The organism is Maribacter sp. IgM3_T14_3, assembly GCF_049603095.1.
Classification (GTDB): domain Bacteria; phylum Bacteroidota; class Bacteroidia; order Flavobacteriales; family Flavobacteriaceae; genus Maribacter.
In genome coordinates this window covers 3,369,382-3,393,364 of the sequence record NZ_CP187138.1, presented here as the reverse complement: position 1 = coordinate 3,393,364, position 23,983 = coordinate 3,369,382, and the positions used below count along the sequence as shown (strand labels likewise).

The 23,983-nt window shown below is 35.0% G+C and carries 20 protein-coding genes, 2 tRNA genes and 1 pseudogene; 10 read left to right on the top strand and 13 right to left on the bottom strand.

The features are described from left to right. Positions 1-3 precede the first annotated feature (3 nt). Both ACPF9A_RS15180 and ACPF9A_RS15175 read right to left on the bottom strand, forming a co-directional pair. Entirely contained in the window at positions 4-1,101 is a 1,098-nt protein-coding gene (locus ACPF9A_RS15180; RefSeq protein WP_423998296.1) for a BT_3928 family protein, read from the bottom strand. Positions 1,102-1,109: 8 nt separating this feature from the next. Further along, positions 1,110-1,655: a DUF1599 domain-containing protein gene (locus ACPF9A_RS15175; protein WP_423998294.1), complete on the bottom strand. Its 546-nt coding sequence runs from the start codon at positions 1,653-1,655 to the stop codon at positions 1,110-1,112. A gap of 103 nt (positions 1,656-1,758) precedes the next feature. Between ACPF9A_RS15175 and folP the strand changes: the two genes are divergently transcribed. The 3 genes from folP to ACPF9A_RS15160 are packed head-to-tail and all read left to right on the top strand — an operon-like array spanning position 1,759 to position 4,202. Then, positions 1,759-2,583, top strand: coding sequence for a dihydropteroate synthase (gene folP / locus ACPF9A_RS15170; RefSeq protein ID WP_423998292.1), 825 nt, complete (start codon positions 1,759-1,761; stop codon positions 2,581-2,583). Positions 2,584-2,637: 54 nt separating this feature from the next. Further along, complete coding sequence (locus ACPF9A_RS15165; protein WP_423998290.1) at positions 2,638-3,423, top strand: diadenylate cyclase; 786 nt, start codon at positions 2,638-2,640, stop codon at positions 3,421-3,423. Then, complete coding sequence (locus ACPF9A_RS15160) at positions 3,423-4,202, top strand: DUF3667 domain-containing protein (RefSeq protein WP_423998288.1); 780 nt, start codon at positions 3,423-3,425, stop codon at positions 4,200-4,202. Before ACPF9A_RS15165 ends, ACPF9A_RS15160 begins: the two co-directional genes overlap by 1 nt. 103 nt (positions 4,203-4,305) lie before the next feature. On the opposite strand, the gene ACPF9A_RS15155 is transcribed toward ACPF9A_RS15160, so the two are convergent. Both ACPF9A_RS15155 and truA read right to left on the bottom strand, forming a co-directional pair. Further along, positions 4,306-6,072 (bottom strand): ABC transporter ATP-binding protein, encoded by a 1,767-nt coding sequence (locus ACPF9A_RS15155; protein WP_423998286.1) that lies wholly within the window; start codon positions 6,070-6,072, stop codon positions 4,306-4,308. Further along, entirely contained in the window at positions 6,065-6,814 is a 750-nt protein-coding gene (truA, locus tag ACPF9A_RS15150; RefSeq protein WP_423998284.1) for a tRNA pseudouridine(38-40) synthase TruA, read from the bottom strand. The genes ACPF9A_RS15155 and truA overlap by 8 nt, the downstream gene beginning before the upstream one ends. Before the next feature lie 135 nt (positions 6,815-6,949). On the opposite strand from truA, the gene ACPF9A_RS15145 reads away from it, so the two are divergent. Further along, entirely contained in the window at positions 6,950-7,444 is a 495-nt protein-coding gene (locus ACPF9A_RS15145; protein WP_423998283.1) for a metallophosphoesterase family protein, read from the top strand. Positions 7,445-7,488: 44 nt separating this feature from the next. On the opposite strand, the gene ACPF9A_RS15140 is transcribed toward ACPF9A_RS15145, so the two are convergent. The 3 genes from ACPF9A_RS15140 to ACPF9A_RS15130 all read right to left on the bottom strand — a co-directional run bounded on the left by ACPF9A_RS15140 (position 7,489) and on the right by ACPF9A_RS15130 (position 9,622). After that, positions 7,489-8,349, bottom strand: a complete 861-nt coding sequence (locus tag ACPF9A_RS15140; protein ID WP_423998281.1) for a hypothetical protein — start codon at positions 8,347-8,349, stop codon at positions 7,489-7,491. Positions 8,350-8,466: 117 nt separating this feature from the next. Further along, positions 8,467-8,946, bottom strand: coding sequence for a hypothetical protein (locus ACPF9A_RS15135; protein ID WP_423998279.1), 480 nt, complete (start codon positions 8,944-8,946; stop codon positions 8,467-8,469). 265 nt (positions 8,947-9,211) lie between these two features. Then, positions 9,212-9,622 carry a DUF4293 domain-containing protein gene (locus ACPF9A_RS15130; protein ID WP_423998278.1) on the bottom strand — a complete coding sequence of 137 codons (411 nt, stop codon included), beginning with the start codon at positions 9,620-9,622 and terminating at the stop codon, positions 9,212-9,214. A gap of 195 nt (positions 9,623-9,817) precedes the next feature. Between ACPF9A_RS15130 and rho the strand changes: the two genes are divergently transcribed. The 4 genes and pseudogenes from rho (at position 9,818) to ACPF9A_RS15110 (ending at position 14,638) form a co-directional block, all read left to right on the top strand. Continuing rightward, positions 9,818-11,464, top strand: coding sequence for a transcription termination factor Rho (gene rho / locus ACPF9A_RS15125; RefSeq protein WP_423998276.1), 1,647 nt, complete (start codon positions 9,818-9,820; stop codon positions 11,462-11,464). Positions 11,465-11,771: 307 nt separating this feature from the next. Next, positions 11,772-12,686 (top strand): annotated as a pseudogene (locus ACPF9A_RS15120) (IS1595 family transposase). Positions 12,687-12,853: 167 nt separating this feature from the next. After that, positions 12,854-13,753: a hypothetical protein gene (locus ACPF9A_RS15115; protein WP_423998274.1), complete on the top strand. Its 900-nt coding sequence runs from the start codon at positions 12,854-12,856 to the stop codon at positions 13,751-13,753. A 192-nt stretch (positions 13,754-13,945) separates the two neighbouring features. Beyond that, entirely contained in the window at positions 13,946-14,638 is a 693-nt protein-coding gene (locus ACPF9A_RS15110) for a hypothetical protein (protein WP_423998272.1), read from the top strand. Between the two features lie 796 nt (positions 14,639-15,434). Here ACPF9A_RS15110 and rpsT read toward each other — a convergent pair. The 4 genes from rpsT to proS all read right to left on the bottom strand — a co-directional run bounded on the left by rpsT (position 15,435) and on the right by proS (position 17,473). Then, positions 15,435-15,686, bottom strand: coding sequence for a 30S ribosomal protein S20 (rpsT, locus tag ACPF9A_RS15105; RefSeq protein ID WP_133672272.1), 252 nt, complete (start codon positions 15,684-15,686; stop codon positions 15,435-15,437). A gap of 48 nt (positions 15,687-15,734) precedes the next feature. Next, positions 15,735-15,806: transfer RNA gene (locus ACPF9A_RS15100), tRNA-Glu, on the bottom strand. A gap of 41 nt (positions 15,807-15,847) precedes the next feature. After that, positions 15,848-15,919, bottom strand: a tRNA-Glu gene (locus ACPF9A_RS15095). A gap of 78 nt (positions 15,920-15,997) precedes the next feature. Then, the gene (gene proS, locus ACPF9A_RS15090; protein WP_423998270.1) at positions 15,998-17,473 is read right to left on the bottom strand and encodes a proline--tRNA ligase; all 1,476 of its coding nucleotides are present in this window, start codon (positions 17,471-17,473) and stop codon (positions 15,998-16,000) included. A 96-nt stretch (positions 17,474-17,569) separates the two neighbouring features. Between proS and ACPF9A_RS15085 the strand changes: the two genes are divergently transcribed. After that, entirely contained in the window at positions 17,570-18,931 is a 1,362-nt protein-coding gene (locus ACPF9A_RS15085; RefSeq protein ID WP_423998268.1) for a hypothetical protein, read from the top strand. A gap of 33 nt (positions 18,932-18,964) precedes the next feature. Further along, on the top strand, positions 18,965-20,470 hold the full coding sequence (locus tag ACPF9A_RS15080) for an OmpP1/FadL family transporter (RefSeq protein ID WP_423998266.1): 1,506 nt from the start codon (positions 18,965-18,967) through the stop codon (positions 20,468-20,470). Positions 20,471-20,519: 49 nt separating this feature from the next. Here ACPF9A_RS15080 and ACPF9A_RS15075 read toward each other — a convergent pair whose 3' ends face one another. Continuing rightward, complete coding sequence (locus ACPF9A_RS15075) at positions 20,520-21,956, bottom strand: T9SS type B sorting domain-containing protein (RefSeq protein WP_423998264.1); 1,437 nt, start codon at positions 21,954-21,956, stop codon at positions 20,520-20,522. Between the two features lie 124 nt (positions 21,957-22,080). Further along, positions 22,081-23,883, bottom strand: a complete 1,803-nt coding sequence (locus tag ACPF9A_RS15070) for a T9SS type B sorting domain-containing protein (protein ID WP_423998262.1) — start codon at positions 23,881-23,883, stop codon at positions 22,081-22,083. Positions 23,884-23,983: the final 100 nt, after the last annotated feature.

Sequence of the window (23,983 nt, the reverse complement as noted above, 5' to 3'; positions counted from 1 at the left end):
GTCTTAATTGAAGATTAAATCTTCTAAATCGTTGTAATGCACTTTTTGTTTTATGGTTCCTTTTTCTAAAACCAATACTCCGGGGTTAGACCTAACAATAGTCTTCAGAGTAATCTCATCAGTAAAGTAAAAATCAAAACCTAGGTTGTACTCTTTTACCAAAGCATCAGTTTGATCTGGTCCAGATGCTGACATCCCTATTATTTTATATCCGGCTTTTATGGCCTTGTCGGATACTGTTTTAATATTATTGAACTCTTCTAAATTTGTTTTTCTTAAATCATAGGCTATAACCATAACCAATTTTGGTTCTTGTAATAAAGAAGCTGCGAAGTCTTCTCCTTCCTGCTCTATGGTAAAATCATGAACAGGTGGTTCATAACCCGCTTGAATCTCCTCCGTTTCAACATCTATAAATTCCCCATCTACAGTTGGGTAGTCTCCATTACTAATATGAATTTCTTCAGTACCATTTACATTGAACTTCCATCTGTATTCAAAAACAGCTTTAGGCGCATCATCTGGTGTACTCATACCCTCTTCAATGTTCTTACCTATTTCATAAGGTCTAAAATCTATTACTGGCAAGTGATTTAATACATAATACATGTAACCAACACAAGCCAAAAATGATGTTGCCAAAACTGTCGTCAAGACTTTTGAATTTACTAACGGTGTAATATATTTTCTACCTACATATATGATTAAAATTAGTACTAAAAGCACCACATCTTTGGTAAAAGACTCCCAAGGGGTAAGCTTTATCGCATCGCCAAAACAGCCACAATCGGTTACTTTATTAAAGTAAGCCGAGTAAAAGGTTAGAAATGTGAAGAACACGATCATAGCGATTAGCGTCCATATAGTAAATTTTCGTTTGTAGCCCAGTATTAGCATAACACCAACCATGACTTCAACAATCACCACTAAAATTGAAATTGCCAATGCAAAAGGAGTTAGAAAAGGTAGATCTAACACACCTTGACTAAAATATTCTTCTAACTTAAAAGAAAAACCAACAGGGTCGTTCAGTTTTATAAATCCGCTTATAATAAAAAGTATACCAACAAAAATTCTTACGACACCTACTAAATACCTCATTCTTATTATTATTTTGATTCTGAGCCTAAATGTATCAATGCAAAAACAGCATAATTAATCATGTCTTGATAATTGGCATCTATGCCTTCGCTTACCAAAGTTTTACCTTTATTATCTTCTATCTGTTTTACTCGAAGTAATTTCTGTAAAATTAAATCTGTAAGAGAACTTACTCTCATATCTCGCCAAGCTTCACCATAATCATGGTTCTTGTTCAACATCAATTCTTTAGTAACTTTAATATGCTTTGCGTATAATTCTACGGCTTTTTCAGTATTTAGATCCGGCTGATCAACAACACCAAGTTCTAATTGAATTAATGCCATTACCGAGTAATTGATTATCCCAATAAACTCTGAACGTTCACCTTCATCAACCTTACGAACATCGTTCTCTTGAAGACTACGTATTCGTTGTGCCTTTATAAATATTTGATCTGTTAGCGACGGCAATCTTAAAATTCGCCATGCACTACCGTAATCTGTCATTTTTTTCTGGAACAGATTTAAACAAACCTCAATAACTTCATCGTATTCCTTTGCCGTATCTAGCATGTAATTCTATCTAATTTGTGTAAATTTCGCTTAAAAAATTGTAACCATCAAGATTGGCGGTTTAAACTTGGAAAATGCCACAAATTCCTTTTAAAAATTGATAATGACGATAAATTGCAACGGTAAACTTTTATCATTAGATCAGCCCAAGGTAATGGGCATTTTGAATGTTACTCCCGATTCCTTTTTCGATGGCGGAAAATACAAAGACGAAAAGAGTATTCTAAATCAGGTTGACAAAATGCTAAACGAAGGCGCCACTTTCATTGACGTTGGCGCTTATAGCACTAGACCAGGTGCTTTAGAAGTTGATGAAGCTACCGAGTTAAAACGGATTGTACCTATTGTTGATTTAATTCTTAAGAATTTTCCAGACACCATACTCTCTATAGATACCTTTAGAAGTAGTGTTGTTAAAGAATGCATTGAAAATGGCGCTGCCATAATTAATGATATTTCTGCGGGATTGCAGGATGACAAAATGTTCCCCACCGTAGCAAAATTACACGTACCATACATTATGATGCATATGCGCGGCACACCACAAACCATGCAGCAAAAAATAGATTATGAAGATGTTGTAAAAGAAGTTCTTTCATTTTTTTCTGAAAGATTGGTGGCTGCTAAGGCATTAGGAATAAAAGATATTATCATTGACCCAGGTTTTGGCTTTGCTAAAAATTTGCACCAAAACTACGAGCTCTTAAACCATATGGAAGTAATGAAAATCATTGAACACCCATTATTGGCAGGCATCAGCAGAAAATCGATGATTTATAAAACTTTAAACATAACTGCCGATCAAGCATTAAACGGCACAACGGCATTACATATGGTCTGCTTGCAAAAAGGGGCTAAAATTCTTAGAGTACATGACGTAAAAGAAGCCATGGAATGTGTAAAACTCTATGAACAATTAAATGCCTAAGTTTATATCTATTTGTTGTTATCAATTTTCTTAATTTTACTAAAACGGAACTGATTGGATTTTTTAAATTTTATTGACTTTAAGATTACAGATGTTTTAGACATCATATTTGTTGCCGTACTTCTATACTATATCTACAAATTAGTTAGGGGATCGGTTGCTATCAATATTTTTATCGGGATTGTCATTGTCTGGGCTTTTTGGAAATTGACCGAATTGCTAGATATGCAAATGATTAGCAGTATGGTAGGTGCATTTATGCAAGTCGGACTTATTGCCCTAATCATAGTTTTTCAACAAGAGATCAGAAAATTCCTTTTAATGATCGGCTCTACAAATTTCGCAAATAAGAGAAACTTTGTAAAGCATTTCAAATTCTTAAAGCAAGAAGGTTTATCCACAGATACAGATGTTGAGGCCATATTAAAAGCATGCGAGAAAATGGCTAGCACCAAAACAGGAGCTATTTTGGTTATCGAGCGCAGCAACTCCTTAGATTTTATAAAGAGCACGGGCGATCGAATGAATATCGAAATTAACCAACCTATTCTTGAAAGTATTTTTTACAAAAACAGTACACTACATGATGGTGCTGCTGTTATCGTTGGAAATTATATTGTTGCTACGAGAGTAATTTTACCAGTTTCGAACGAGCGTAATATTCCGCTGCGTTTTGGATTACGACATAGAGCCGCAGTAGGAATAAGTGAAAAGACCGATGCCCTAAGCATCGTAGTAAGTGAAGAAACAGGATTGATATCTTATATTAAAAACGGAGAATTTGTTCTTTACGATTCCATTACCCAATTGGGGAATATGCTTAAACAAGATTTGATTTAGTGGAATGTAAAAACTGCCATACCAACCTAAGAACAGACTATAGTTTTTGTCCTGATTGTGGTGCTAAGGTTATACGTCACAGAATAACTTTAAAAAATTTAAGTTTCGATATTTTTGAAAGATATTTTAATTTAGATAACAGCTTTCTTAAAACATTTTTACATCTATTCTCAAAGCCAGAAGTAGTATTGAGTGGTTATATCTCAGGTACTCGAAAGAAATATTTGAATCCAATTAGTTATCTAGGTATAGCCTTAACCCTTTCTGGAATAACCGTTTTTTTGATTAAAAAATTCTATGCGTCAAATATAGATTTTACGGGTGGGTCAAATAACATGAATCCTGAGTTTGCAGAAAAATATTCAGAATTTGTATTTGATTACAGCTCGTTTATGTTTTTGATATATTTTCCTGTTTTAGCTTTACCAGCTTATCTACTTTTCAATAAAATAAAATACAACTTCTCAGAATACATTGTAGTTTTTATCTACATAATGGCCCATTATAGCATAGTAACATTTCCAATAGGTATAGGTACTTTAGTTATTAATCCTGATTACTATGTGGAGATGAGTAAGCCACTTCTAGTTGCAACACTTCTTTATTCAATTTATGTCTTACAAAGATTAAATAGATATTCAATTAAGAATCTATTGTGGAAATCAGTGATCTACCTATTTTTAGTTATTACAATCTTCTTTATTACGATAATGGGTATAATGCTTATTTTAATGCTTACCGGAGTATTTAATTTAAATGATTTCGCATCTATTAATTAATGAGCATTTCATTTAACGTAGGTAATTTTCAAGAAACTCTTAATTTTTTAAACAAATTTATACAGCACTTTTTACTGACACATTTCAAAAAATGGTAACGTAATTAAGCAACCTCCTCAGATAAGAATTGTGCCTCATATAAATTACTATAGTAACCACCTTTTTTTAGTAGTTGTTTGTGTGTACCGGTTTCTACGATATTACCCGCATCCATCACAATAATTTTATCGGCTTTTTTAATCGTAGCTAAACGGTGGGCAATAACTATAGAAGTTCTCCCTTGCGTAATTTTATCTGTGGCAGACTGTATTAATTGCTCAGAATACGTATCTACAGATGATGTAGCCTCATCTAACACAAGAATACTTGGGTTACTCACATAAGCCCGTAAAAATGCAATTAATTGACGCTGACCACTAGAAAGCATGGTGCCTCTCTCTTTTACATTATACTGATAACCGCCTGGCAAACTCGTTATAAACTCGTCTACACCAATAGCTTTAGCTGCATTCTCAATATCAGAAACACTTATCGCAGGGTTTTTTAGAGAAATATTATTGGCAATCGTATCGGCAAACAAAAATACATCTTGCAATACTACGGCTATGTGCGTGCGTAATGATGATAAATTGTACTCTTTAATATCCACGCCATCAACCAAGATAGCGCCAGAATTAATCTCGTAAAACCTGTTCAATAAATTTATTATTGTACTCTTACCTGCACCTGTAGCACCAACAATAGCAACTGTTTCTCCTGCTTTTACATCAAATGAAATTCCGTGTAAAACCTCTTCATCTTCTAAGTACCCAAAATGAACATCATCAAATTTGATATCGCCATTAACTACATCTTTTTCAAAAGAACCTATATTTTGTATATGGCTATCGGTATCTAAAATTTTAAAAACTCTATTAGCGGCAACCATCCCCATTTGTAGGGTATTGAATTTATCTGCAATTTGACGAAGTGGTCTAAAAAGCAAATCGATCAACATAATAAAAGCGAAAATTGTACCTGCTATATCTGTAGATATATTAGCGACATTTTGCAATCCGCCGTACCAAACAATTAATCCCACGGTAAGTGAAGAAACAATTTCAGCAATAGGGAAGAAAATGGAGTTATACCAAACTGTTTTCAACCAAGCTTTCTTATGCTTTTCATTAATTTCTCTAAACTTATCGCTTTCTATTTTTTCTCGGGTAAATAGCTGTACTATTTTCATACCTGTAATACGTTCTTGTACAAATGAATTCAGGTTAGAAACCTCTGCCCTAACTTCTGTAAAAGCAACTTTCATAGCTTTTTGAAACCATCTTGTAGCATACATAATTATTGGTAACAGCGCAAAAACAATTAAAGCGAGTTTCCAATTTATAAATAACATAACAACAGCAGCAACTACCATTTTCAGCAAATCTGCCACAATAACGAAAAATCCTTGACTGAATATCTCACCTATTCGCTGCATATCTGCAACGGCTCTCGTTACCAACACGCCCAATGATGAATTATCAAAATACTTCATTCTAAAAGAAAGCATTTTCTTGAAGAGACTTATACGAACATCTTTAATAACAGATTCGCCTAACCAGTTTGCATAATAATTAAAAGCTAGCTGACAGATTACTTGGCCAAGCAACACCACCAACATAGCAATTGTTAAGTTAAGCAACATTTCTGCATTGCTTTCTTTTATGGCTTCATCAATAATTTTCTTGACAATTAGGGGAGTAAGAATCGCAAAACAAGACAATAATATGGCAGCCAAAGCAACGCCATAAAAAGTGATTTTGTACGGTTTTGTATAGGCGAGTAAGCGTTTAAAAAGACGAGTGTCAAATGCTTTGCCAGAATCCTTATCCATTCTTTAAAATAGTATTGGGGTAAACAATAGAGGTCAAATATAATCCTTTTGCAGGAACAGAAACGCCTGCTTTTGTTCTTTCCTTGCTTTTTAATATGGTATTAACATAGTCTGCAGGGTATTTACCCAATCCCACATTAATTAATGTTCCTACAATGGCCCTAACCATATTACGCAGAAATCGGTCTGCTGTAATCGTAAAAACAAGTTTATCATTTTTTAGCTCCCATTTTGCCTCTCTTAGGTCGCAAATATAAGTGTACACATCTGTATTTGACTTTGAAAAACATTCAAAATCCTTTTTACCCAACAACAGTACCGCGGCACTATTCATCTGAGCTATGTCCAAGTCTTTCTTTACAAAATGAGCCAAATCTGTAGAAAAAGGGTCTTTCTTTTTATCAATATGATATTCATAAGTTCTTTCCGTAGCATGAAAACGTGCATGTGCATCATCTTCTACTTCAAAAATTCGATCAACCGCAATATCATTTGGCAAGAAAGAATTTAATCTAAAAATATATTCAGGTATATTATCTAAAGCATCAATATCGAAATGGGCATACATTTCTTTGGCATGAACACCGGTATCAGTACGACCTGCACCCATAAGCGAAACAGGTAAATTTAAGAGTTTAGACATGCCGTTCTCAAGCACTTCTTGAACAGTTATAGCATTGGGCTGATTTTGCCAGCCATGATAAGCTTTACCGAAGTATGAAAATTGAATGAAGAATCTCAAAAGTATGTGCTAGTTTTGTACTTCACAAAGGTATTAAAAAGGATACGTTTTAACATTCGATCTAGCAAAGTCAAATAAGAATATCAATTGCTCGATACAACGAATCTATTTTCCCAATCAAATTGAAATCTAAAAATGACTAAAATACTCTTACTTTCTGATACTCATTCGCATATAGACGACGCCATTTTAAAGCATGTAAAATGGGCAGATGAAGTATGGCATGCCGGTGATATTGGATCTTTATATGTAACCGATGCTATTGCGAAATTAAAACCTTTGAAAGGAGTATATGGAAATATTGACGACCATATTATTCAAAAAGAATTCCCTGAGAACAACCGATTTTTTTGTGAGGGTGTTGATGTTTTTATAACCCATATAGGAGGATACCCACCTAAGTATAATATGAGGACCCGAGATATGATCAGAGAAAATCCGCCAAAATTATTCATATCCGGACATTCGCATATTTTAAAGGTAATGATGGATAAAAAGTTAGGTGTTTTACACATGAACCCTGGAGCATGCGGAAAGCATGGTTTTCATCAAGTACGTACCATGTTACGTTTTGTTATAGAGGGTGATAATATCAAAGACCTTGAAGTAATCGAGTTAGGCAAAAGATAAAATACAGGGTATTTTCACTAATCTATACCCTGTATTTTAGCTCTTTAATATTCGAACGAAACCCCTAAAGAAAATGTACCGCCATCGTAAATATTCTTGCGCTCCACTAAAAAACCGGCATAGTCAGAATATTGGGCCACTACATTAAAATGGTCGGTTACCTTGTACATAGTAGTGATACCGTAATTAGTAAAAGTAGTACCCTCGCCGAATAGGAAAGATCCACTTTGCACATTGTTTTCTGAAGATAATCTTTCTTGAATTTTAAGCTTACCGATTAGATACAGTTTGTCAAAAAACAAATGACCTAGCTCTACCCCTGCCTGAAATTGATTACTAAAATCTTCTGTTCTAAAATTAACACTGGAGAAAGCAGAGGCGTAAGTTTTACCATTTTTAAAACCATGTGAAGCTGCAAGGGTTGTCCACACATTAAACTCCCCATCAGAAACCGGTAGATTTATTTCATCAAACTCACCAAAGGCATTAGCGTTATTCGATTGCGCAAAATTACTACCATCATTAGTCGGTATATCTAATGCGACCTGTAATGACAATGGGAAGCTTTTTAATAATTTATACTTCACCCCTAGTTGAATATTACCTACACCGCCAACAGTTTCTGTAGTGCTAAAACTATTTAAACGAACCAATGGCAAATCAACAATTGCCGTAAACCTATCTGAAATTCCGTATTCGCCATAAATTAATAGTGCACTCGTATTAAAAGTACTTCCTTGATCAGCCAATCTACCTTCTGTAGTATAATAGGTATTTGAAGAGAAATGTGCCGCCGATGCCTGAAGATAAAATCCTTTTGCCTCTCTCGTCCATCCACTTTGTGCTTGGGTATAAAAAGCGAAGAAGCAACAACATATGAATGTGATGTTTTTTATTTTTTCCATAATTGTTTTATATTAGGGTGTAGTTATTGTTTTATACAACACAATAAAAAAAGCCTTTGGGAGACATAGAAAAACAGAATCATGTGTCTCTATTCCCAAAGGCAGTAAAAAACTATATTAGTTTAAAGCAACATTTCCAAATGGTATGTTAGCTGTAGCACACCAAAGAACAATGTGTGTATATTTAGCATCGGGTGTATCACTCAATTTTATGAACATTTCTCCATTACCGGCTACATTACCTATTAACATTAAATCTGGATTACCATTTGCTGGATCCGGAGTAAAAACTGCAGAAGTGGAAAGAAAGATACCTACTGTACCTGTCCCTAATTCCGTTGTAAAATCATCTGCAAAACGAACAAAATTAGTATTGTCAGTATCAACACCTACTTCTACCAATCCTTGTGTTGGTGTACCACTCTCTGCAACCAAGTTACCACTCAAGCTCACCAATAAATCGCCAACTGGTAATGAAGAATCTACTTCAACAGTCTCTGTCACCGTTACTACTTCCGCATCATCATTTGAGCAGCTAATGAAGAAAGTGGTCATGGCACTAGCTAATACCACAAGGGCAAATTTTCTGTTTTTCATAATCGTAATTTTTAAAATGTTTAGTTTAAATACAGGGTAACTAACGACTATCGTTAGCCTTGCTGTTTCTTGGGACAAACATAGAAAGGCCGTATCACGAATAATTCAAGAAAAAGTAAACAGTGTATCACAAGAGATAGAAGAATTGCAATGTTTTTGTGATAATTATGGAAATGGGTACTTTGACTTCAGAAAAGTAAGGGCATAAAAAAAACCCGGAAACTACCCCGGGTTTTAACGCACTAATACTACTAAGATTATAGGTCTAACGCAAGCGATCAACAGATTTTACAAGATCTTCATCCTTTTTTATAGCCTTATTTGCAAGGGCCAAAAAAATGATAGAAAATACTGGAATCAACATCCCAATACCCTTCTCAGAAACCAAAGTCTCTCCGGATAAGTTTAGCGATCGATAAACGAAAAATCCTAATAAAAAAAAGTTTAATATCATATTCAGCCTGTTAATTACAAACTGGGTTTTTCTATTTTTAAACTGTACCAAAGCCCAAATAGCTAGAACAGCACTTACATAAAAGGCAATAGAAATAAGCATTTCATTATTTGCAAATACTTCTGTACCATCTACATGTATCCATAGACTAAAGAAGAACGGTAGAACACCCGTAAGTATTGCTACAATAATTAAATAAAGGCTTTGTATTCTTTGAATCATAATTCAATTACCACTTTACGTTGCAAAAATACAGGTCTTTTCAAAAATTATAACCATTTTATTCAAAATAATTTGTAATATTGCTACGTTATCAAGTCATAACACCTACCAATCAAGGAAAACATTCCTAGAGATTATCCAAAAAAATATTTACTTCTTACAATACAAACTACTTATAATTTATTCTACTACTTAATGTTTGAGATTTCAGATTTAAAATCAAAAAAGCTACCTGAATTACAGGAAATTGCGAAAGGACTAAAGGTTCCTAAATTCAAGACCTTAAAAAAACTAGATTTAGTTTATCAAATTTTGGACTTACAAGCTGCGAATCCGAAAGTTGCTGCGGCGATTGCTCCTGCAACCACAGAAGTAGCTAGTAAACCTTCTGCAGAAAAACCGCAACCGAAGCCAAAACCAAGACCTAGACCTCGTGTTGAAAAAAATACGAACAATGAAACTAATGCTCCTGCAAAAGTAGCTGTTGAAAAAGTTGTTACTGCAAAAGTTGATGCGGTTAAAACTGAAAGTAGTCAAGAAGGTGATTCAAAAGAACCTGTTGAGCAAAAAAGACCTAGACCAAGGCCTAAAGCTGTAAACCAGCCAAATAAAAAGAATTCTCCTCAGAATAACAATCACAGTAAAAAACCTAATCCGAGACCTACTCACGACAAAAGCAATTTTGACAAGGATTTAAAAAATAGGTATAAAGAACCTGAGTATGAGTTCGACTCTATTATTGCCAGTGAAGGTGTTTTAGATATCATGCAAGATGGATACGGATTTTTACGTTCATCTGATTACAACTACTTATCATCACCTGATGATATTTATGTTTCTCAATCGCAAATACGTCTTTTCGGTTTAAAAACAGGAGATACCGTATTAGGTAACGTTAGACCACCTAAAGAAGGAGAAAAATATTTTCCGCTTATTAAGGTGAATAAAATTAATGGTATAGACCCACAAATTGTTCGTGACCGTGTGTCATTTGAGCATTTGACTCCGTTATTCCCACAAGAAAAATTTAATTTGGCAGAACGCCAAAGCACGATATCTACCCGTATTATCGATTTGTTCTCCCCTATCGGAAAAGGACAAAGAGGTATGATCGTATCTCAACCAAAGTCTGGTAAAACCATGCTTTTAAAAGATATCGCGAACGGTATTGCTGCAAACCACCCAGAAGTTTATCAAATAATACTATTAATTGATGAAAGACCAGAAGAAGTTACCGATATGCAACGTAATGTACGTGGGGAGGTTGTAGCTTCTACATTCGATAAGGAACCGACAGAACATGTACGTGTTGCTAACATTGTTTTAGAAAAAGCAAAACGTTTAGTAGAATGTGGTCATGATGTTGTAATTCTTTTAGATTCGATTACACGTTTGGCAAGAGCATACAATACTGTACAGCCTGCATCTGGTAAAGTATTAAGTGGTGGTGTTGATGCAAACGCATTGCACAAGCCTAAAAGATTCTTTGGCGCTGCCCGTAATATTGAAGGTGGCGGTTCTCTTACGATTATCGCGACTGCATTAACAGAAACTGGGTCTAAAATGGACGAGGTTATCTTCGAAGAATTTAAAGGTACAGGTAACATGGAACTTCAATTGGATCGTAAGATTGCAAACAGAAGAATTTTCCCTGCAATTGATCTTACATCCTCTAGTACACGTAGAGACGACATGTTATTAGATGAAGCAACACTGCAACGTATGTGGATTATGCGTAAATACCTTGCAGATATGAACCCTGTTGAAGCAATGGAGTTCATTGAGCAAAGATTTAAACAAACTAAAAATAATGAAGAGTTCTTGATGACGATGAATCAATAGAATTTTTTGAACATATTTCAAAGTCCCGATTACTTTATGAAATCGGGACTTTTTTTATTGAAATAAAACCTAAATTATGGACGAAAAGATTTAATAAGCACTGATAATTTCTTGTTTTAAGAATCACACTAAAATGGTTGAAAAAAGTTTAGCTCAACGGCAATATTTAAAGATATTTTAAGGCTTACAAATTTTCCCTACATTTTTTTAGGTAGAGCGTAATAATAGAAATTTTGTATGTCCGTAAACACCCCTAATTCTAATATAATTTCGTATACTTATTTGATAATAAGATAGTTAAATATGGATATATTTTCTTTTTGGGGTACATTTTACAGATGAACAAAGTTGTAGATTACACTTTAAAGAGTAACGAGACCTGCAAGGTGTTGTTTGTCATAGATGTCAAGGCACAAATCACTATTGGCTCAAGAACAAGTGGAGCTATCAATGTAAGAGTTGTAATGCAAGAATATCCTTGCGCAGCGGCACTATAATGGAGAGTTCCAAACTATCCTTTATGATTTGGTACAAAACAATATTTCTATTGAGTACCACCAAAAAAGGTTTTTCCAGCAAAGAGATTCAGCGCCAACTAGGTTTAAAACGGTATGAGCCAATCTGGGCTATGGTCCATAAGCTCCGTAAGGCAATGGGGCAACGAGATGACCGCTATACTCTGGAAGATATGATAGAGGCAGATGAAGGATATTTTACAATAGAAGCCTCCGCTCATAAACACAAAACACAGAAGGCAGGGCGTGGTAGCAAGACAAAGAACAATGTAATGATAATGGCGGAAAGCACTATTCTTGAGGACATAGAGACGGGAAAAATAGAACGGCAAGCCAGATACTTTAAAGCAAAGGTGCTAACAGATCATAAAGTGGAAGGGACAAACCAAACACTACAACAAGCAATAGCCAATGATGATTCTATCGTTTTTACGGATAAGAGTACATCCTATTTAAACATTGCCTACTATGTAGATATACATATCAGCGAGAAGTCGACCGAACAAACAACAAAAGAGACTTTAAAATGGGTGCATATTGCCATAAGCAATGCAAAACGCAATTTTGTAGGAACTTATCACAAATTCAAAGCAAAGTATCTACAACTTTACTTAAATGAGTTCATTTATAAGCTCAATAGAAGGTACTTTGGCGAAAGAATATTCGATAGACTAGTGATAGCAAGTATTACAGCTAATGGACATTAAACGGATATACAATATAGAAATTTTTGTTGATCCAGAAAACAAGCAATTATTCACAACCTTTTGTATAAAAATTACAATTCCCATAAAAAATTTATCATTAAACATAAATAATTTAAAATTAAATATTTAATTTGGAGAAATCATTTGTTAAACTTAAATTATAAAATATGAAAAAAGAGATGGATTGCGATTATGTAATTGCTGTACCCGAATTAAAAAAACGACAGGTTCAGATACCAAGCAAAATTATTCCTTTGAATAAGGCAACTACCTATTATAACAACTTTTACCAAACTAGATTAGCAAATTACACACAAAATTCACTTAGAGCTGTTTGGTTTGATTATAAGGCATTAAAAGATTATTTTATATACGTTACAAACTTTTGCTCAGATAAACAAATTAAAATATCGAGATTTGCTTTTTTGCTTGGTGCTAATAAAAATAATCAAAGAACAATTTTTATTGCGCCAGTGACATACGATGAACAATTAGACCTGCACCGTGCATTTTCGTTTGATAATAATAAAATCACTTATTTACATCGCTTTGCAGGAGAACCATACAGTACGGTTAAAGATTTTGATAAATTACAATCAGTAGATCAAAGCTTAATCCTACATAATTCCCATTCAATATCATCGGCAGAAGCAATTACACTATACAACAATTATCATGATGCTATAACCGCTCCATTTTCAGCTATTGTAGAATTAGACACCAGATTTGTATACTATGAAGTGGGAGAATTTGAGGAATATCTTTCTTTTCTTGATGATCAAGCTGCTCTAAACAACATTTCATTATCGGGCATAAATGTTGTTTTTGCAGCACACCAGAATAACGAAGATGCCGGAATTTATGCTAATCACTTAACACTATTTTTTGCTCCAACTCTTAAAGGAAATAGAAATTGTTCTTTCTTCTCTTTTGACAAACCAAATGAAAATATTTTAGATTTTTCAAAAAACACCCTAAATCCACAACCAATCAAGATTTTAAGTTCACAATTAAGTACTTTATTTAACTTTGGACAAGGTGGACCTCCACCAAAGCATTGGGATTAGTTCGCTTTTTAACAATAATTAAGACCTCAATTGCATTGCCTTTTGAGGTCTTAATTATTTCAACCAAAAAAAAAGATCAGCAGTTCCCAATTTTGAGAAATTTAAAATATCTATAATAAACATTGAATTACTCCCCCCTATTTAATATTGTTTATATTTATTAAATCCATTATAAACTTAATTTTTTTAACAATGAAAAAATCACCGAGTATTTGGAAATTAATTACTAGTGTTATTACTCTACTTGCAATAAGTGGTTGTGAACAAAAGAAAAAAGAGGGAGATTTAGGGAACGGTAAGGTTACAGCACCAAATCAGATTGTTGCAATTCCCCAAGCAAAAAGCATGTATGATTCATATAGCAAGCGAAGAGTACCGCTAATTCAACATTATGAAGATTCGTTAAACAGGCAGAATAAAGATGAAAAAGAGTTTGATGTAGGAAGGTTTGTGTACTATGATTACAAAACTATTAAACAGTATTTAGAATACATAGAACAAGAGGCAGATGAAGCGGGTGTAGAAATTTCGACTTTAAGATTTTATTTTTCCAATTACCCAAATGAAGTTGTTTTTGAAAACACAAAAGACTCCATTAAACACCCTAGACAGAATTCTATAATGCTTTCCCCTACTTATAATGACGGAAAACGAGATTACCTTTTCTACATTGCACAAGGTGCAAAAGGCAAGCAAGCAGTACCCTTAACTAACGACTTTGAAGATATAAAGGGATACAGCACTCGTATACAAGAAAGAAACAAAGTGTATGCGTCTATTGCACCTAGTTCTAATTCAACAGCTACAGCAACACTTAGTCTACAAGAGTCACAAAGTTTAACCTTAAATAGAGGATCTGGTGTACCACCACCAAAGAATCAATAATTTTACAATAACAAGGTCAAAACTATGTTAGCGTACCTATTGGATAATTACTTCATGCCACTCTATTTTATAGCGTTGGTTTTAAGCTTAATTAAATATCAACTTTATTATGATACGGTATTAAGGTATTTTCCAATACTTCTTACCTATACATTCTTGACAGAAGTATTAGGATTAATAGTAAGAGACGTAGATGACATTCAATTAGTATACAGACAAGAATATTACAATTACAACACCATAATTTTTAATATATATGATGTTATTTTCTTTCTATATTTCTTTTATGTCTATTATCAGTTGAACGATAATAGACTCACTAAAATTATAATTAAATATGGTGGAATAACTTTTTTACTAACGTGTATTGGCAATCTATTTCTTCAAGACTTTTTTACGGAACCTCAAAATTTTGCCATCATTATCGGATCGGTAATTTTAATATACACAGTATCAACCTATTTATATAAACTGATAATTACAAAACATAGATTACCTATATATAGAAATCTTTTATTTTGGCTAAGTATTGGCATTTTGTTTTTTTACATATGCTACCCTATAAGCATGTATATCTTATCTTTTGAATACGACTTTTTCATCCTCCATAATTTATCTAAATACCACTACATTTCTATAGGCGTATTTTACACTTGCATTATCATAGGTCTTATATTAATGAAAAGGCTTAGAATAGCAAACGAAGTACTTAAATAAAATAGGCTATCAAAAAAGATCCAACAAAAAAAGCCTTCCTAATTAAAGGAAGGCTCTAAGTTTTTACTTTAAAGCTAAATTATAGAGCAGCTACGTGCTTTGCTAACTTACTCTTTAAATTGGCAGCTTTATTATCATGTATAATATTACGTTTAGCTAAACGATCGATCATACTAACAACACTTGGAAAAAGAGCCTCTGCATCTTTCTTAGATTCTTCTGAACGTAATCTTTTAATAGCATTACGTGTAGTTTTATGCTGATATCTATTTCTTAAACGAACTGCTTCGTTTCTTCTGATTCTCTTTAATGCCGACTTGTGATTTGCCATTTTATAATTTATTATAATTTCTTCGGATTCTCATCCATTCAATTTTTGTAGTCCGTAGGGGAATCGAACCCCTGTTACCAGGATGAAAACCTGGCGTCCTAACCCCTAGACGAACGGACCATTATGTCAATTTTTTGGAAATACATCCAACTGTTTATTAGTAGTCCGTAGGGGAATCGAACCCCTGTTACCAGGATGAAAACCTGGCGTCCTAACCCCTAGACGAACGGACCATACTTTGCGCAATTGCGGATGCAAAAATACAAATATTTTTTACTATCACAACACCTACTTATTATTTTTTAAAAAAATTAATAAGCTTTCGCAAATAACACCCTTTTATTAGACGGTTTACCTGTTACCATACATGTGCCCTCTTCTTCTTTTGCATCGATGGGAATGCAACGTATAGTTGCCTTCGTCTCCTTTTTAACACGTTCCTCAGTCTCCTTACTACCGTCCCAATGCGCAGAAATAAATCCGCCTTTTTCTTTTAAAACTTTTTTAAATTCATCGTAAGAATTCACCTCTGTAATATGATTTGTTCTATAATCAAGCGCTTTTTGGTACATATTCTTTTGAATATCTTCCATTAAAAACTCAATTTTAGCTACTACATCTGTCGCTGCAACAGTCTCTTTTTGCAAGGTATCTCTTCTAACCAACTCATAAGTGCCATTTTCAAGATCTCTTGGTCCAATTGCCAATCTTACAGGAACTCCGCGTAATTCGTACTCATTAAATTTAAAACCTGGCTTGTGTGTATCCCTATTATCAAACTTCACAGAAATACCTTTAGCCCTAAGTTCTTTTACTAATACATTTACGGTCTCAGAAATTTTATCTAATTGATCTAAACCTTTATATATAGGAACAATAACAACTTGAATAGGCGCTAATTTTGGAGGTATTACCAATCCGTTATCATCACTATGGGTCATAATCAACGCTCCAATTAATCTGGTAGAAACGCCCCAAGAGGTTGCCCAAACATATTCTTTACCACCTTCTTTGGTTGCAAATTTTACATCAAAAGCTTTTGCAAAATTTTGACCTAAGAAATGCGATGTACCGGCTTGCAATGCCTTACCGTCTTGCATTAATGCCTCTATACAATAGGTTTCTATTGCACCAGCGAAACGTTCGCTCTCCGTTTTAGTACCCTTTATAACAGGTACGGCCATATGGTTTTCAACAAAATCTGCATAAACGTTCATCATTTGCTCTGCCTCTGCTATGGCTTCACTTTCCGTTGCGTGTGCGGTATGCCCTTCTTGCCATAAAAACTCAGACGTTCTTAAGAATAAGCGCGTACGCATCTCCCATCGAACAACATTTGCCCATTGGTTAATTAGAAGTGGCAAATCTCTATATGATTGAATCCATTTTCTATAGGTATCCCAAATAATGGTTTCAGAAGTAGGTCTAACTATCAATTCTTCTTCCAACTTTGCATCGGGATCAACGATGATTCCGCTACCATCTTCGGCATTTTTTAGTCTGTAGTGGGTTACTACAGCACATTCTTTAGCGAACCCTTCTACATGGCTAGCCTCTTTGCTAAAATATGATTTCGGTATAAACAATGGAAAATAGGCATTCTCATGCCCTGTCTCTTTAAACATTTTATCTAAACCGGCTTGCATTTTCTCCCAAATACCAAAACCATATGGTTTTATAACCATACAACCTCGTACACCAGAATTTTCGGCTAAATCAGCTTTAACCACTAATTCGTTATACCACTTGCTATAATCCTCGCTTCTCTTAGTCAAATTTTTACTCATTATCTGGACTTTGGCACAAATTTTGTGCATATTAGTATATAATAATTGAGTAAAACTAGTTATTTTTAATATGTTCAACAATATAATTTTGATCCGATGATATATTCTACACCCCACAACAAATTTCGAAACATAACAATGTTGGTAACCTTGGCAGTTATTACGGCTTCTTGCGGTTCTTACCAACAATCTTCTTATTACGACAATGATGGTATTTATTCTGATGATACCTCAACGACGGTAGAAAGAAGACCAGAACAGAGAAATTACACACGGAATAATCCTGAAACGGATACTTATACGAACTATTTTGGTGAAAAAGCAGATCAATATGGCGAGATATTGAATGAAGAAATTTTTACAGATGTAGATTCTTACACTAGTAATGATTTAAATCAAGATGTTCAACAAGATCAATTAACAGATTATTACACCACTGCAAATGACTACCAAGGTTACGGCAGCTGGGGAAGTAATAATGCTGACGTCAGCATATACATTCATGACAATGGATGGAATAACTGGAATAATGGCGGGCTTTATGGATGGGGCTGGAACAATGTTGGCTATGGCGGATTTTATGGAAACGGATGGGGTCAACCTTGGGGATGGAACAGATGGAATAGATGGAACAACTGGGGCTACGGTGGTTTTGGCTTAGGATGGAACAACTGGGGTTACGGCGGTTTTGGTTTTGGATGGAATAATTGGGGCAATGGCTGGAACAACTGGGGCTATGGCAACGGCTTTAATTATGGTTATGGCTACGGTTACGGAAACCGAAACTATAATAGAAACAACCGTTTCTCGAACAGAAGCTATGCCGTTAACAATTCAAGAAGAGGAAATTATACGAGAACAAATACAAACAATAGCGGCATCTCTTCAACAGCAGCGAGAGGTCGTTCTAATGTAAACACAAGAGGAGATTCACCAAGATATAGAAACAGTACTGCACGTTCAACCACAGCTAGAAGTTCTGCAAATACACGCAGTTCAAGAACCTATTCAGGCAATACGACTACACGAAGAACTGTTGGCGTAGATCAAAATAGAGCATATAGAACAAGTAGAAGCACTAGAGCAACACCAAGATACAACAGTAGCTCTTCTCGAAACTATAGTAATAGCAGTAGATATAGCAACAGCCCTAGAACATCTAGTTCTAGTACTGCTAGATCAAGTAGCCGGGTTGCCGTGCCACGAACGTCAACATATAGAAATTCTGGCAGCAGCTCAGGTAATTATTCTACAGGTAGAAGCTCACGCGGTTCTAATAGTGGATCTTACCGTAGCTCTGGCAGCAGCTCAAGAAGCAGCAACTATAGCTCAGGAAGAAGTAGCTCTAGCGGTAGTTCTTATAGAAGCTCAGGTAGCAGCTCTAGAAGTTCTAGCAGCGGTTCTTCATCAAGATCATCCGGCTCTTCTAGTAGAAGTAGTAGCCGCGGAAGAAATTAAAATTTAAACTTACTTTAAAATTGAATCATTGCTATGAAGAGATATTTAACTTTCGTATTACTAGTGGCATGTGCCATTGGTACTGCACAAAACATAAACGAAGCCTTGCGATATGGCACAGAAAACCTTCAAGGTACTGCCCGTTTTCAAGCTATGGGTGGCGCATTTGGCGCATTAGGTGGAGATTTATCATCATTGAATGTAAACCCAGCAGGATCTGCAGTTTTCAATAATAGCCTTTTTACCATATCGGGATCCAATTACAATACAAGTAATGATGCCGGTTATTTTGGTAACGTTTTAAATACTAAAGACAATAACGTCGAATTGAATCAACTGGGTGGTGCGTTTGTATTTAAAAATACAGATTCGAATTCCGATTGGCAAAAATTCACCTTGGCGTTCCATTATGACTTGGTAAATAATTTCGATAATGAATATTACGTATCGGGTCGCAGCAACCAAGGTATAGATACCTATTTTTCTGAATATGCACAGGGTACACCTTTTGGGTCCATTCTTTTACAAGATAACGAATTTCTAGAAGAAGCCTATCTTGACATTGGTTCTGCCCAAGGTTTTAGAGACCAACAAACATTTTTAGGATACTATGGTGGTGTTCTTGATCCAGAAACTGAGGATGACAATACTACCAATTATACTAGTAACGCTCTATATGATACCGTTGATCAAGATTTTTTAAGAAGAACCACTGGTTATAATAGTAAGTTTACCATTAACGCAGCTTCACAGTACAAAGAGAATATTTATCTGGGAGCTTCTTTAAATTTCCACAGCGTTCTTTATACTCAATATGATCAATTCAGCGAAGGTGGATACTTACCTGATTCTGAAATTCAGAGAACAACTTTTGACAACTATCTGCAAACAGAAGGTAATGGCTTCTCTTTTAGTCTAGGCGCAATTGCCAAATTGAATGAAAATGTACGATTAGGTGGCAGCTACCAATCGCCAACTTGGTATCATTTAGAAGATGATTTTTCTCAACGTATAAATTCAGATTTAGCTGATGAAGATATAAATTTCATTGATTTTAATATTGTGAATTTATTCGAAAGATATACCATTAAAACTCCGGCTAAGGCGACGGGTAGCTTAGCAGTTATATTTGCGAAAGACGGATTATTAAGTTTCGATTACAGTTACCAAGATTTTTCAAATTCTGAGTTAAGACCTTCAAACGACCCTAGTTTTCAGACCGTAAATTCTCAAATTGCGAGTGATCTAGGTGCTGTTTCTACATTTAGACTTGGTGGTGAATATAGAATTCAACAAGTAAGTCTAAGAGCAGGATATCGATTTGAACAGAGTCCGTATGCAAACGGAAACACCATTGGCGATTTAAACGCCGTTTCTGGTGGTATTGGATATAATTTTGGTGGAAGTAAATTAGATTTTGCCTTAAGCCGCTCTCAACAAGATATTAGTGATAGATTATTCAATGCTGGTATTACGACACCTGCCACAATAGATAGAAGTATGACCAATGCGACTTTGAGCTACACTATAAATTTCTAGAATTAAAAAAATAGGTATAAAAAAAGGGGAGCAATTTGCTCCCCTTTTTTTATCTCTTTAATGAAAAATGTGTCTTTCGGGTTTTTGCTACTAGTAGATTATCTTCCATATCACTATATTCAAAACGGAACCAATAATCTGTAGAAGTCATTTGCTGTCCGTTGAAATTTCCGTCCCAACTATCATTTGCGCCAAGCTGCTTCAACAACTTACCATATCGATCAAAAATATATACAACAGGATTGTTTAATGTTTCAATTCCCTCCACATTCCAATAATCATTTATTCCATCTCCATTTGGAGTGAAGAATTTAGGATATCCTACTACCAAAAACTCTATAGGATCAGTAATTCCGCAACCATTCTTATCATTAATAACAACCGTATTAATTCCTGGCGGTACATTCATAAAAACAGGATTATCTTGAAATACACCGTCGTTAATCGCATATTCATAATCTCCATCACTTTCGACAAAAAATTCAATATTATTTTGATCAGGATCAATAGATAGGTTACTATCTAATGTTTCGACACGGTCTAAAATAGGTGTACCAAAAAAGGTGACTAAAACCCCACTATCATCAGCCACAGTTGGTGGTGTACCGGTTATGGTAGTAATTGTAGCGAAATACCGACCAGAATTAGGACTAATAATAACCAACTCTGCTCCGAAATCACCAGAACCGGTTAAGGTATCATCTACTACCCCATCATCTTCATAATCGACCGTCCACTCTACGCTAGCAATATCTGCACCTGCAGGTGAATTCAATGCACTAATCGTTATTGGATCATCACCCTCACAGGCAATGATATCCAATCCTAAAAACTCGTCACGCAAAGTACAATCTAGAGCAGTATCTTGACTATCACTTACAGAACTACCTGTAAAAGTCAACATAAAAGGTTCAGGGTCTCCAGTAAAATTATCTGCAAAATTATTTATCAATATGTAATATATCTCTCCAGGTAACACATCTAAATATTCATCATACGTATTCTGACTGCCCGTTAATGATGCACGACCTTCTTCTCCACTATCAGGGTTAACCCCTAGCCCGGTAAAATTAGTATCGTTAACTTCATAATTACAACGAATGGGCTGCGCAGTACCATTACTTATATCGCCGCAATCAACATCTGGACCATATACAGCAAAATCCCACTCGGCAGTTGGCGTAGAGCCCGAAGTAGCCAATGCTTCAATATCAAAACCGACCTGACCACCCGTACCTGCACTAAAAACGAACCAAGAGGTATTAAACTCAACATTTGCGGAAGAAAGACTACCTTTTTCTAAACACCCAGTTTGAAGTATAACATCTGGGTCAAAATCATCAACATCACCAGTTCCACCGGCAATACCCATAATAGGCTGATCGGCACAAACAGGAATAGCTGTTCTACAATCGGCTGAATTCTGTGCAGTTACGTTCCAATAGAAAAGAAACAAACAACATATAGAACAAAGAAGTGTTCTCATAAAAGTGTAGCTTATTAGTATACGTGATGTATATTATAACTACACATGACCTGCTTTAGTATCTTACATCGAAGATTCTTGCGTTTAATCGATAAAATACACTAATTAAGCCTAAACAACAGTGTTAACGCTTTAATGTAAAATGATTATTAATATAGGATGCCTTTGTATTTTCCCCTAAAGAATTAGTGTAGGTAAGCTTAAACCAGTAGTCTGATTCAGGTAAAAGAGCTCCATTAAAAGAACCGTTCCAGCCAGTTGAATTTTCAACTATTTGATAAAGTAATTTACCATACCTATCATAAATAGTAATTACCGGATTATCTAAGGCTGACAATCCATCAACTTTCCAAGCATCATTTACATTATCTCCATTGGGTGTAAAGAACTTTGGAAAACCGACCACTACGATATCTCTAGAATCAGAACCACATCCATTTACATCACGAACTGTGATAGTATGCTCACCAGGGAATAAATTATTAAATACCCCGCTATCTTGAGGTGTTTCATTATCAACTTGAAATTCAAAATCTCCATTCTCTTCTAAGAAAACATTGACCACATTCGAAGCGTCGTCTTCATATTCTACAGTAACATCAGATATTATTGGCGGACTAGAAAAAACAACAGTAACCGACCTAACAGTTATACATTGTATTAATCCTTGAATATTAGTCACAGACAAGGTGTATACACCTGGCTCCGCAACTGTAATAAGAGAAGAGGTTTGCCCTGAACTCCATTCATATGTAAAATTAGCATCGGGTATACGTTGCCCTATTGTTACAACAGGTTCATCACCACAGATAAAAACTTCTGTATCAAAATCCAAAATAGGTAATTCGATACCATTGATATCAAAAGTTTCAGAAGCATCAAAACACATTGAGTTTTCTATTGATGTCGTTCTTACATATTTAGTTTGCAAAACCTGTGCAGGTATAAATTCTTTTGAAAGCGCGTTGGCACCATCAAAAGCATCTTCAAAACTTTCATGATATGACACCCTAAAATCTAGCGGACTTTGAGCACCTAATGCCTCGGCATCTTTGGTATTAAAATCAATGGCCGTACCATCTAAACATGCAGTTTCATCTTCTAAAGAAAAGGTTTCAGGAGAAGGAGCATAAGCCACTTGGGTCTCACTGATTAAATTATTACCTAAAGGTCTTACTACCAACACACGATACATACCAGAAACGGCAATAGAAAGTTCTGGGTCACTTTCACCGGGTATGCGTTGATAACCTGTGCCAGCATCTAAGTACCATTCATAATCTAAGGCATCTACGGTAGTTGCATCTAAAACCACAGTATCGTTATCGCATGCTATTACTGGCGGACCTAATAAATTATCTATTATATCACAATCTAAAGCAGAGTTTGGAAACTCGACAAATATGTTACCTGAAAATTGAATAGAGAATCCTGAATTGTTGTTACTAAAATTGTTGATCATGAGTAGATATTCCTCTCCCGGTTCAACATCTAACCAATCATCATATTGTATATTGTCTATACCTGTAGGATCCTCCCCCACTCCTATGAAACTACTATCATCAGAATTATCGAAATAATTACAGCGAACAGGCTCACCCAGTGTGCTGCAATCGCTTGTTCTATACAAAGCAAAATCCCAGTCTTCTGTAGTATCAAATCCGATATTAAAACCTAACTGACCTATTTCACCAGTCTTAAATTTATACCAAGCAGAATTTGTTTCGATAGTACCACTACCCTGCGTAATACAACCAGAAATAGAAGCGCCGTTGAAATCGTCAATACCATAACCATTAGTACCACCATTTACAGGAGTATTATAGCAAATAGGAACCGCATTGGCGCAATCTGCCGACACCTGTGCAAAACAGGTAAAGATGCTAAAAAAGCAAAATACTAAAATAGATACACCATACTTGGTCATAGAGGCCTTCTCATTTGAAAAATTAAAATTAACTAGACCTTAACGTTATGGCTAATTTATGTTGTGTAATGCCCGCAATTAGTCATAAAGTGGCACATAT

Coding starts and splice junctions, on each gene's coding strand:
- ACPF9A_RS15145 (WP_423998283.1), top strand. CDS start 6,950: ATGACTAAAATACTCTTACTTTCTGATACTCATTCGCATATAGACGAC.
- ACPF9A_RS15180 (WP_423998296.1), bottom strand. CDS start 1,101: ATGAGGTATTTAGTAGGTGTCGTAAGAATTTTTGTTGGTATACTTTTT.
- ACPF9A_RS15075 (WP_423998264.1), bottom strand. CDS start 21,956: ATGAGAACACTTCTTTGTTCTATATGTTGTTTGTTTCTTTTCTATTGG.
- ACPF9A_RS15115 (WP_423998274.1), top strand. CDS start 12,854: ATGAAAAAAGAGATGGATTGCGATTATGTAATTGCTGTACCCGAATTA.
- ACPF9A_RS15070 (WP_423998262.1), bottom strand. CDS start 23,883: ATGACCAAGTATGGTGTATCTATTTTAGTATTTTGCTTTTTTAGCATC.
- folP (WP_423998292.1), top strand. CDS start 1,759: ATGACGATAAATTGCAACGGTAAACTTTTATCATTAGATCAGCCCAAG.
- ACPF9A_RS15085 (WP_423998268.1), top strand. CDS start 17,570: ATGATATATTCTACACCCCACAACAAATTTCGAAACATAACAATGTTG.
- rpsT (WP_133672272.1), bottom strand. CDS start 15,686: ATGGCAAATCACAAGTCGGCATTAAAGAGAATCAGAAGAAACGAAGCA.
- ACPF9A_RS15140 (WP_423998281.1), bottom strand. CDS start 8,349: ATGGAAAAAATAAAAAACATCACATTCATATGTTGTTGCTTCTTCGCT.
- rho (WP_423998276.1), top strand. CDS start 9,818: ATGTTTGAGATTTCAGATTTAAAATCAAAAAAGCTACCTGAATTACAG.
- ACPF9A_RS15155 (WP_423998286.1), bottom strand. CDS start 6,072: ATGGATAAGGATTCTGGCAAAGCATTTGACACTCGTCTTTTTAAACGC.
- ACPF9A_RS15130 (WP_423998278.1), bottom strand. CDS start 9,622: ATGATTCAAAGAATACAAAGCCTTTATTTAATTATTGTAGCAATACTT.
- ACPF9A_RS15110 (WP_423998272.1), top strand. CDS start 13,946: ATGAAAAAATCACCGAGTATTTGGAAATTAATTACTAGTGTTATTACT.
- proS (WP_423998270.1), bottom strand. CDS start 17,473: ATGAGTAAAAATTTGACTAAGAGAAGCGAGGATTATAGCAAGTGGTAT.
- ACPF9A_RS15080 (WP_423998266.1), top strand. CDS start 18,965: ATGAAGAGATATTTAACTTTCGTATTACTAGTGGCATGTGCCATTGGT.
- ACPF9A_RS15175 (WP_423998294.1), bottom strand. CDS start 1,655: ATGCTAGATACGGCAAAGGAATACGATGAAGTTATTGAGGTTTGTTTA.
- ACPF9A_RS15135 (WP_423998279.1), bottom strand. CDS start 8,946: ATGAAAAACAGAAAATTTGCCCTTGTGGTATTAGCTAGTGCCATGACC.